At 62.3% G+C, this 9395-nt stretch carries 12 protein-coding genes and 1 pseudogene; 6 read left to right on the top strand and 7 right to left on the bottom strand.

The window, feature by feature from the left end; all coding sequences use genetic code 11:
• Both Q331_RS0118860 and Q331_RS0118855 read right to left on the bottom strand, forming a co-directional pair.
• Nucleotides 1–251 (bottom strand): transposase (locus Q331_RS0118860; protein WP_026381940.1); only part of this gene is annotated, 251 nt, incomplete at its 3' end.
• A 48-nt stretch (nt 252–299) separates the two neighbouring features.
• Entirely contained in the window at nt 300–725 is a 426-nt protein-coding gene (locus tag Q331_RS0118855) for a TonB-dependent receptor plug domain-containing protein (RefSeq protein WP_026381939.1), read from the bottom strand.
• Between the two features lie 79 nt (nt 726–804).
• On the opposite strand from Q331_RS0118855, the gene Q331_RS22725 reads away from it, so the two are divergent.
• Nucleotides 805–1731 (top strand): class I SAM-dependent methyltransferase, encoded by a 927-nt coding sequence (locus Q331_RS22725; RefSeq protein ID WP_156953425.1) that lies wholly within the window; start codon nt 805–807, stop codon nt 1729–1731.
• Between the two features lie 23 nt (nt 1732–1754).
• On the opposite strand, the gene Q331_RS0118845 is transcribed toward Q331_RS22725, so the two are convergent.
• The 4 genes from Q331_RS0118845 to Q331_RS0118835 form a co-directional block, all read right to left on the bottom strand.
• Complete coding sequence (locus Q331_RS0118845) at nt 1755–2636, bottom strand: NAD(P)/FAD-dependent oxidoreductase (protein WP_026381938.1); 882 nt, start codon at nt 2634–2636, stop codon at nt 1755–1757.
• Nucleotides 2637–2706: 70 nt separating this feature from the next.
• The gene (locus Q331_RS23860; RefSeq protein ID WP_156953424.1) at nt 2707–3033 is read right to left on the bottom strand and encodes a hypothetical protein; all 327 of its coding nucleotides are present in this window, start codon (nt 3031–3033) and stop codon (nt 2707–2709) included.
• Nucleotides 3030–4169 (bottom strand): CobW family GTP-binding protein, encoded by a 1140-nt coding sequence (locus tag Q331_RS0118840; protein ID WP_084175161.1) that lies wholly within the window; start codon nt 4167–4169, stop codon nt 3030–3032. Before Q331_RS0118840 ends, Q331_RS23860 begins: the two co-directional genes overlap by 4 nt.
• 64 nt (nt 4170–4233) lie before the next feature.
• Nucleotides 4234–4632 carry a Fur family transcriptional regulator gene (locus tag Q331_RS0118835; protein ID WP_026381936.1) on the bottom strand — a complete coding sequence of 133 codons (399 nt, stop codon included), beginning with the start codon at nt 4630–4632 and terminating at the stop codon, nt 4234–4236.
• A gap of 116 nt (nt 4633–4748) precedes the next feature.
• Between Q331_RS0118835 and aztA the strand changes: the two genes are divergently transcribed.
• The 5 genes and pseudogenes from aztA to Q331_RS0118810 all read left to right on the top strand — a co-directional run.
• The gene (gene aztA / locus Q331_RS0118830) at nt 4749–5558 is read left to right on the top strand and encodes a zinc ABC transporter ATP-binding protein AztA (RefSeq protein WP_026381935.1); all 810 of its coding nucleotides are present in this window, start codon (nt 4749–4751) and stop codon (nt 5556–5558) included.
• The gene (aztB, locus tag Q331_RS0118825) at nt 5558–6433 is read left to right on the top strand and encodes a zinc ABC transporter permease AztB (protein WP_026381934.1); all 876 of its coding nucleotides are present in this window, start codon (nt 5558–5560) and stop codon (nt 6431–6433) included. Before aztA ends, aztB begins: the two co-directional genes overlap by 1 nt.
• A 24-nt stretch (nt 6434–6457) precedes the next feature.
• Nucleotides 6458–7396: a zinc ABC transporter substrate-binding protein AztC gene (gene aztC, locus Q331_RS0118820; RefSeq protein WP_245615745.1), complete on the top strand. Its 939-nt coding sequence runs from the start codon at nt 6458–6460 to the stop codon at nt 7394–7396.
• A gap of 63 nt (nt 7397–7459) precedes the next feature.
• Nucleotides 7460–8833, top strand: coding sequence for a zinc metallochaperone AztD (aztD, locus tag Q331_RS22720; protein ID WP_169738539.1), 1374 nt, complete (start codon nt 7460–7462; stop codon nt 8831–8833).
• Between the two features lie 95 nt (nt 8834–8928).
• A pseudogene (locus Q331_RS0118810) lies at nt 8929–9090 on the top strand (GTP-binding protein); the annotation flags it as partial.
• Nucleotides 9091–9165: 75 nt separating this feature from the next.
• Here Q331_RS0118810 and Q331_RS0118805 read toward each other — a convergent pair.
• The coding region (locus tag Q331_RS0118805; protein ID WP_026381931.1) for an integrase core domain-containing protein at nt 9166–9395 on the bottom strand (230 nt) is incomplete at its 5' end.

Below are 9395 nucleotides of genomic sequence, written 5' to 3'. Positions count from 1 at the left end.
CTCGCCTGGCGCGCGGTGTCCCCCGCCAGCCGTTTCTTGCCGGCCTCGAGGAACTCCTTCGACCAGCTGTAGTAGAGGCTCGTCGCAATGCCTTCGCGCCGGCACAGCTCCGCGATGCTCTCCTCGCCACGCAGGCCCTCGAGCACGATACGGATCTTCTCCTCCGCCGAATGATGCTTGCGCGTGCGCCGACGGATGTCTTTCACGACACGATCGGCCGGCAGCTTGGGCGTTCCGGGTTTCTGTCTCATCTCCACTCCTTGGCGGTTACGATGAGCCAGAAACCCTCCTTTACGAAATCACCTCAGATGGCCCATGGGCGCTGATCCCGGACACAGCATCGGCTCAACCGGGATCGCATGGTCCGGCGATACCTCTGAGGCATCGAACAGGCCCGCCCCGTCGCTCAGAATTTTCACACGGGGAGCGGTCTGGCCTCGGATGACTGGCCGGCTGGCCCCGCCGCCGAACGTATCGGAGTGAATGCCGGGGATGCCGGTCAGGGTCTCGCCGAGCGTCGTTTCGCGACGCCGTTGCAGCTCTTCGCCGCTGAGCACCACCACGCCCGCGGTCAGATCGTTCTGCGATCGCCCCAGCGGGTCCGAAATAATGATGATGGGGTCGAGCACGGTGGTCCCGGCAGCGTCCACAAACTCCTGCGCATGGACAGTGGCGGTCAGGGCGATCACGCTGACAGCGGACAAAAGGACGGTTCTGGATTGCATGTGACCCCCTCATAAGGCCAGGCTGGAAAGTATGTTTTGTTATACCATTACATCCTATTGAACAACGGATTTTTGACCCGTGCGAACGATCCAGGTCACGCATTCACAGAAACCCTCATCGAGAAACCCTAAAACCGCCGCGACTGCGCACCCATTTGACGGTGTCGCCTTAGCCGCGGGGACGGACGAGAAATCCGCGCAGCCGACAGGGTTGGATGATCGGGGGAAGGCAGCGAACGACGCCCAAGTATCCGCACTGTTTCGTTGTATCGAGCAGCTTCATGCGGGCTCCGATTGGGGCAGGTTTCTGGATGCGGGCACCGGCCTCAATTCCGCCCTCTGGAGCACCGCCCTGCCTACGAAACGATGGGTCGGCGTGACGGGTGCCACGGATCACGCGCGGCAGGTCACGGAACGGATCGGCCCGCGGCTGCGTCCACAGGACCGGCTGCTTGTCGGCAACTGGGTCGATCCCGCGCTGCTGCAAGGCGAGGTTTTCGATACCGTTCTTGCCGACTACCTGGTCGGCGCGGTCGAGGGATTTTCTCCCTATTTCCAGCCTCATCTGTTCAAGCGGCTATTGCCGCATGTCGGGCGGCATCTCTACGTGGTCGGACTTGACCCCTACATCGTCGGCGACGCCCCGACCGAGGCCGCCCGGATCGTCAGGGAGATCGGCCGTCTGCGCGACGCCTGCCTGCTCCTAGCGGATGAAGGCCCCTATCGCGAATACCCGGCCGAATGGGTGGTCGATTCCCTGCAAGGCGCCGGCTTCACAGTCACCCATGCAAAGCGCTTTCCCAACCGTTATCGCGAAAAGTGGGTACATTCCCAACTAGACATGGCGCTGAGACGATTGCCCAAGATCGAGGACCAGAAGCTCGTCGCAGCGCTACGGTCGAAGATCGAGGAGATACGTGCTCGTGGCGTTGTCCTGTGCTCTCAGGAGGACGGCCTGCGGCATGGCGCCGACTATGTAATAGCATGCACGGTGACAGCGAGTTGATCAGAACGCGTCGAAATCAGCGATCAGAAGACCAGCGAACGATGAAGCGTCGCTCCGGCCCATGCTCCGTCCCCGACCGCCAATGATACGGAGTGGGGAACGCGCGAGGCGTCACCGCAGGCGAAGGCGCCCGGTATGCTAGTCTCCTTCATCGAATCCGTGCGAATCTGCGTGCCGAATGGGGTCTCCTCGATCTCGCAGTCGAGGGACGTTGCGATCGGAGTCGCGGGCGCATTACGTGTCGCCGTAAACAGCCCCGCGAAAGACAGGCGGCGTCCGTCTGCGAGGAGCACGTCTGAATGCCCGTCGAGCCTTGCGATCGGCGTTTCCTCAACCGCTACGCCGCGCGCCGCGAGATCTTCGTGCGCAGCCCTTTCGAGTGTGAGCGCGCCGTTAACCAGAAACGTCACCTCGCCCCATTCCGGGATAAGCTGCGCATGATGGAGCGAGGCCGGCCCCGTTGCGATGACGCCGATGCGGCCGCGGTCCAGTTCGTAGCCGTGACAGTAGGGGCAGTGGAAGACGCTTTTGCCCCAGCGTTCTGCCAGCCCCTCGATCGCAGGAAGCTCGTCCACTACGCCGATAGCGAACAGAAGGCGACGGCCTTCATGACGGCGGCCGTCGGTGGTCGTGACGACGAAAGCATCCTTCACTCCCGACGCCCTCTCGGCAGTGCCCTCGATCCACGTCAACGTCGGATACGCCTTGAGTTGTTCGCTCGCAGCCTTCGCTATCCGCGCTGGATCGGCGCCGTCCTGCCCGAGGAAGCCGAAAGAATGGCTGGCAAAACGGTTCCTACGGAGCCCCGCATCGATGATTAATACGGAGCGACGTGCCCGGAGGATTTGTAGGGCAGCAGCCATTCCGGCATAGCTGCCGCCGACAATGATCGCGTCGTGCTGCATGATCGAGTTCCTTTGCTTTCTGCCAGTTGATGGCCGCCTTCCGATTGTGCCGAAAGTTCGCCTATTCAGGTCAAGGCGCAGCGTCGGACGGGCCTTTCGCGTGCAGGGTGTCAGCTCTGTTGAGGCTGGCGTCGATCACATCCCGTTCGCAAATGTCCACGATCGCCTTGTGGATGGATATACGGGTCGCCGGCGCGCCTGAACGCAGTATCAGCACGACAGTTTCACGCGGTGGACAGTCGGGTTTCGAGCAGGACAACTCGTTGACGGATATGACCGCCTCGTCTTCGAGGCGCAGAGCTGTCCGCGTCCAGTCCTTGATGGCGGCTGTTGCGGCGGGAATACGTGGATTCCTGCCTAAAGGGTTTCGTTGAAGAGGATTGAGATTGAGCTTCATCGTTTTCCTTTGCCGCCCCACCACGAGCGCTTCCGACGTGCCAGCGTTTCGAAGAGTTTCCGGATCGGTTCGACGGGAAGATCGGTCCCGATGAGGACGAGCCTGCTGGTCGTGTCGGAATCAGGCCAGCAGTCGAGCCGGAGCGACGGATAGAGCCGATGCTGCACGGCATGAACAACCATCGGACGGGCCGGATCGTCACCGAGCGCGAGCAAGCCCTTCAGGCGCAGCAGTCCGGCTTGTTGTTGCCCGGTCAGGATGGTCAGGAACGTCTCGACGGCCTTCGGATCGAGCGGGTCATCCGCCCGAAGCTGCAACGCTCTTACGTCGCCGTGCCGGTCAGGATCGTGTTCGTGCGCTTCATGCGCGCCCATAGTTTCCATGACGAGCCATCCCGCAACATCCTCGAGGCGCCCGGTCGGGGAGTAGGAGCCGCTGCCGACGAGCGCGAGCGGATCGAAGCCGGCACGATGTCGGTCATGGAGACGCGCGAAGGGATTGAGACCCGAAATCCTGCCATGCGCAATCATTGAGGATTCTGGCGCGAGATCGCCCTTGGTAATTACCACGTCATCGGCAAATGCGATCTGCTTCCATGCCTCGATATGGCCGTCCAGTGCCGCCTCTCCAGCCTCGGCGTCGAAGGTGGCAACGACGTTCGACAGTCTGAACCTGCGTGCCACGGCATGGTCGCGGAAGCCGGTGGCGGGCGCACCGCCCGGAATGAGGCTGTTCACGATCGGCGCAGGATCGGCGAGGCCGGTCGTCTCGACGATCACGCGATCGAACGGGGGGGCGTCGCCCCTGCGGGCCATCTCCTGCAACTCGAACAGCGAGGTGCGAACATCGCTGGTTGCGGTGCAGCACAGGCAGCCGGTCGTCGTGACGACATAGCGTTCGGAACCCTTGTGAACGAGATCATGATCCACCGCGACCGATCCGAACTCGTTGATGACGACAGCGGCGCCTTTCATACGCCCGTCAGCCAGCATACGATTCAAGAGGGTGGTTTTGCCCGATCCGAGAAATCCTGTCAGCAAGGTCACGGGAATCGTGTCGCGACCGGCAATCCCGGCATGATGAGGTGAAGCGGAAGGGAGAGCTGCCGCGATGCTGTTCTCCGGGGATGAAAGCATATGTTCTGTTATACCGTTCAATATCGGAGTGCGGGTTGGGCCGCGGCCTGTTCGCCGGCCGCGCTTACTGCGTCAGGCAGGCAGCGCAGGTTCCGCGCAACTCGATGGTGGATTTGGTGAGCTTGTAGGAATGGTCGTTTGCCCAGCCCTTGAGACGCTTTTCGACAGTTGCATCGGAGAACTCATCGACCTGACCGCAATTGTCGCAGATCGCGAAAGCGACGAGGCCGTGCTTGTGGTCATGAGGATGCGCGCAGGCGACGAAGGAGTTAAGGCTTTCGAGTCGGTGGACCAGGCCGTATTCGATCAGCTTCTCCAGCGCCCGATAGACCTGGAGCGGTGCGCGGAACCCGTCCTCGCGCAACCGGTCGAGCAGCGAATAGGCGCTTGAAGGCCCTTCCGTCCTTGCCAGGGCATTGAGGACAAGCGTCTGGTTCTTCGTCAGTTCATGCACATGAACCATCGTTGGGTTCTCCGGGGTCCGTTGCCATATCGCGGCTCCGATGATAGACGTAATAACATTACGCGCTATCGCGCTCAAGACCTGCTCCGGTCCAGCCAACGGAATCACGCCGCCCAATGCCCGAAGCATGCCTGACATTTAGCGATTTGACGCTCGGCTACAACTGCCATCCGGCCGTCCATCATTTGAACGGCACCGTGCGCAAGGGCGCACTGACTGCCGTGGTGGGCGCCAACGGATCGGGAAAGTCGACACTGATGAAGGGCATTGTCGGCTTGCTGAAGCCGATAAGCGGTTCCTGCGCGGTCGCGCCGGGAACGCGACTGGCCTATTTGCCGCAGCAATCGGAACTGGACCGCTCGTTTCCGGCTCGTGTGGTCGATCTCGTATCGCTGGGCCTTTGGCCGCGGCGCGGCCTGCTCGGCCGCTTCCGGCCAGAGGACCGTGAGGCAGTTGCAAAGGCTCTTTCGGGAGTGGGTCTGGAAGGCTTCGACAAGCGGCCGATCGACACGCTGTCGGGGGGACAATTGCAGCGGGCGCTGTTTGCGCGCGTGCTTGTGCAGGATGCCGACCTGATCCTGCTTGACGAGCCGTTCAACGCAATAGACGCCAGGACAGTGTCCGACCTGATCGCCCTCATCAAGCGTTGGCACGGCGAAAGCCGTACAGTCCTTGTGGTGGTCCACGATCTCGACTTGGTGCGCGAGCACTTTCCCGAAGCCCTGCTTCTGGCGCGCCAGCCTGTCGCATGGGGGGAGGCGCGGCAGGTGCTCTCGCCGGAGAACCTGCTACGCGCGCGGCGGTTCCATGAGGCGTGGGACGAAAACGCGCCCTGGTGCGAGCCGCATACAGCGCACGCACACGATCATGGCGATGCCAATCACGAGGATATTCCTACGCGCGCGGACCAGAGAGGAGCCGCGTGATGGACGTGCTCCACACGACGTTCATCGCTCCCTTTGTCGAGTTCGCCTTCATGCAGCGCGCGCTTCTTGGCGCGTTCATGCTTTCATTAAGCGCATGTCCGGTCGGCGTGTTCCTGATGCTGCGTCGCATGAGCCTGACTGGCGACGCGATGGCGCACGCGATCCTGCCGGGCGCGGCTGCGGGCTTCCTCCTCTATGGTCTCCAGATCGTACCGATGACCATCGGCGGTCTGATCGCCGGCGTCATCGTGGCACTCGGCGCAGGCATGGTCGCGCGACTGACCATCCAGAAGGAGGACGCATCGATGGCCGCCTTCTACCTGATCTCATTGTCGCTCGGCGTGCTGATGGTATCGTTGCGCGGTTCAAGCGTCGATCTGATGCACGTTCTGTTCGGCACCGTGCTTGCACTCAACAATGATGCCTTGATGCTGATCGGCCTTGTCTGCGCGCTCACCATTGCCTCGCTCGGCATCTTCTGGCGCGCACTCGTCGCCGAGTGCCTGGATCCGTTGTTCCTGCGCTCGGTCTCGCGTCTCGGCACCCCGGTCCACTTCATCTTCCTCGGCCTCGTGGTGATCAACCTCGTCGCCGGCTTCCAGGCGCTCGGCACCCTGCTTTCGGTCGGGCTGATGATTCTGCCAGCCGCCGCCGCGCGCTTCTGGACCCAACGTGTCGAGATCATGTGCCTGCTGGCGATCGGACTTGGCCTCCTGTCTTCGATCTCCGGTCTGCTTCTTTCCTACCATGCCTCGCTGCCGTCCGGCCCGGCAATCATCCTGTCGGCAGGCGCGGCCTATCTTGTTTCGGTGATCGCGAGCCCGCGCGGTGTGCTTCTGGCACGCCTCCCGCGAGTGGCGCATCGCACCGCCTGACAACCACGGGGTAACTGAATGATGTTGATGAAACTGACAAGGCTTGCCGCAAAGCTGATCGTTATAACATTTGCCTCCCTGACGCTGCCCGCGCAGGCCCAAACCGACAGGCTTTCCGTGGTGGCGACCTTCTCCATCATTGGCGATTTCGCGCAAACCGTTGGTGGCGACCGAGTTGAGGTCAGGACCCTCGTGGGACCGAACGGCGACGCCCATGTCTACGAGCCGCGCCCTGCCGATGCCATCGCAATCGCGCGCGCCGATGTGGTCCTCGTCAACGGCCTGATGTTCGAAGGCTTCCTGTCGCGACTGATCGAGGCGAGTGGAACGACGGCCCCCGTGGTCGAGCTGACGGAAGGCGCTGAAATTCTGCGCGATCCCGAAGGCGGCCACTATCACTACTACGGAGACCGCGCGGTCTTCCACGAAGCGCCTTACGACGCCCATGCCTGGCAGTCCGTGGCGAACGCAAAGGTCTATGTCCAGAACATCGCACGCGCCTTTTGCGAGGCGGATGCAGAAGGCTGCCAGACATATGAGGAGAACGCACAGGTCTATCTGGAAGAACTGACGGCGCTTGAATCGGACGTCAGGCAGGCGGTCGACGCCATCCCCGAAGACAGGCGCGTTGCCGTCGTCGCCCACAACGCCTTCCGTTATTTCGAGCGAGACTACGGGGTGACCTTCCTCGCGCCGCAGGGTGTCTCAACGGAATCGGAAGCCTCGGCCGCCGATGTCGCTTCGCTCATTCGCGAGATCAGGGAGCGCCGTGCGGCTGCTGTCTTTGCCGAGAACATCGCCGATGCGCGCCTTGTCGAGCAGATCGCCTCGGAGGCGGGCCTGTCGCTCGGCGGGACACTCTATTCCGACGCGCTGTCTCAGCCGGATGGCCCGGCTCCTACCTATTTGGAACTGATGCGCCACAACGTCGCGACGATCACCGCGGCGCTGGCCGCCGACTGAGAATCAGACCCCGGCCGCGTTATCCACCTGGAACTGTAATGTGCTAACATAAAGGAGAGAAACATGAGAAGATTTTTGCTGAGCGTTTCGGCCCTCGCAATGGCAACCTGCCTTGCCGGCGGCGCCGCTCTGGCGGATGAGGACAGCACCGAGCTTACCGCCTGGAGGCTGTTCGTCTCTGACCACGCCGATGCGAAGGTGACAGTGATCGACGCGCTCGACGGCGACGTGCTCGATACCCTCACGATCAAGGGACCGGCGAACCTCTTCCGCAGCGATAGCGGCGAGGCGGTCTACGCCGTTCAGGGGGCCGCGGGCGCGGTGACCGCCATCGCGAGCGGCATCGCCTTCCACGATCATGGCGATCACGCCGACATCGACGTGGATCCGCCCAAACTGACCGGCGCCGAGTTCACCGGCGAACGGCCGTCGCATTTCGTCGAGCATAGCGGCCATTGGGCCGTATTCTTTGATGGCGAAGGCGTGGCGCGAATCTTTGAAGAAAGCGAGGCGCTGGAAGGTCATGTCGAAACCCGCGATGTTGCGGCGGGCGCTCCCCATCACGGCGTGGTTATTCCATTCGGCAGCCACGATATCGTCTCGGTGCCCAATCCGGAGGACCCGTCGAACCCGCCTATTGCCGTCCGTATCCTCGACCGGGACGGCAACCAGCTTGGAGAGGACATCTCCTGCGTGGGCCTGCATGGCGAGGCCACGTCGGGCAATCTGGTTGCCCTCGGCGGATGCGCAGACGGAATCCTGATTGTCCGCTCCGGCGATGGCGCTCCAGTGGTCGAGCCTCTGTCCTTCACCGACGGTCTGCCAGAAGGTCGTGTCTCGACGCTGATCGGCGGCCGTGGGCTGCAATACTTCCTCGGCAATCATGGCCCCAACGCGGTGGTGCTGATTGACCCCAATGAAGCCGAGGCATTCCGCCGGATCGAGTTGCCGACGCGTCGGGTGCATTTTGCGGTCGATCCGGTTCGGGCGCGCTTCGCCTATGTGTTCACCGAAGATGGGCAACTCCACCAGATCGATGTGATCCACGGCGAGATCGAGCATTCGCTAAGGTTGACCGATCCCTATTCGATGGACGGCCACTGGTCCGATCCGCGTCCGCGCGTGGCGGTCGCTGGAGACAACATCGTCGTCACCGATCCGCTGAACAGCAAGTTGCATCTTGTTAACGCATCGAGCTTCGAGAAGGCCGGCGAGATAAAGGTCGAAGGCAGGCCCTTCAACATCGTCGCTGTAGGCGGCTCCGGAGTGGTTCATGGCGGCGAGGAAGGGCATGGCCATGACGATGGCCATGCACATAGCGGCGAGAACGGCCAAGCTGACGATGGACACGGTCATGCGGAAAGCGCCGACGGCCACGATCACGACAACGAGCGCGAAGAAGGGCACAGCCACGGTGACAGGCATGACCACGACTGACACTTAGGCACCAGCTTCACCACCTTCAGCGCATGCGTGCCCGGCTCATAGCCGGGCACGTCAAGTTATTTTTTTCCCAGGATAAGGGGTGAGCCATGCTCGACACAGCCAAACCGACCAACCGCCTGCCCGTCACCGTGCTTTCCGGCTTCCTCGGCGCGGGCAAGACCACGCTGCTGAACCATGTCCTCAACAACCGCGAGGGCCGGCGTGTTGCCGTCATCGTCAACGACATGAGCGAGGTCAATATCGACGCGAGCTGTCCGTCGTCAGATATTTCGGGACTTCGGAGGCCATGACGCTTTGGAGGGTCTGGCTCGATTGGGTTGACGTTAGGCTGCGGGCTGCTGGTTGAGCAAGCGGCGCTGCCGGATGGTTTCGTCCTTGATCCTCCTTCTCTCCTCGAGGATGGCCGGCGCCCTGCCGAAGTAGGCATCGGCAGGCGTGACGTTACCGAGGCTCTCGTGGACGCGGCGGTGGTTGTAGTGATCGATGAAGTCGCCGATGGCGGCCTCGAGCGCGCCGGGCAGATAGTGGTTCTCGAGCAGGATCCGGTTCTTCA

It is taken from the genome of Afifella pfennigii DSM 17143, from assembly GCF_000688515.1.
GTDB lineage: Bacteria > Pseudomonadota > Alphaproteobacteria > Rhizobiales > Afifellaceae > Afifella > Afifella pfennigii.
Note: the sequence above shows the minus strand (reverse complement) of the source record. Positions and strands in the feature narration are given on the sequence as shown.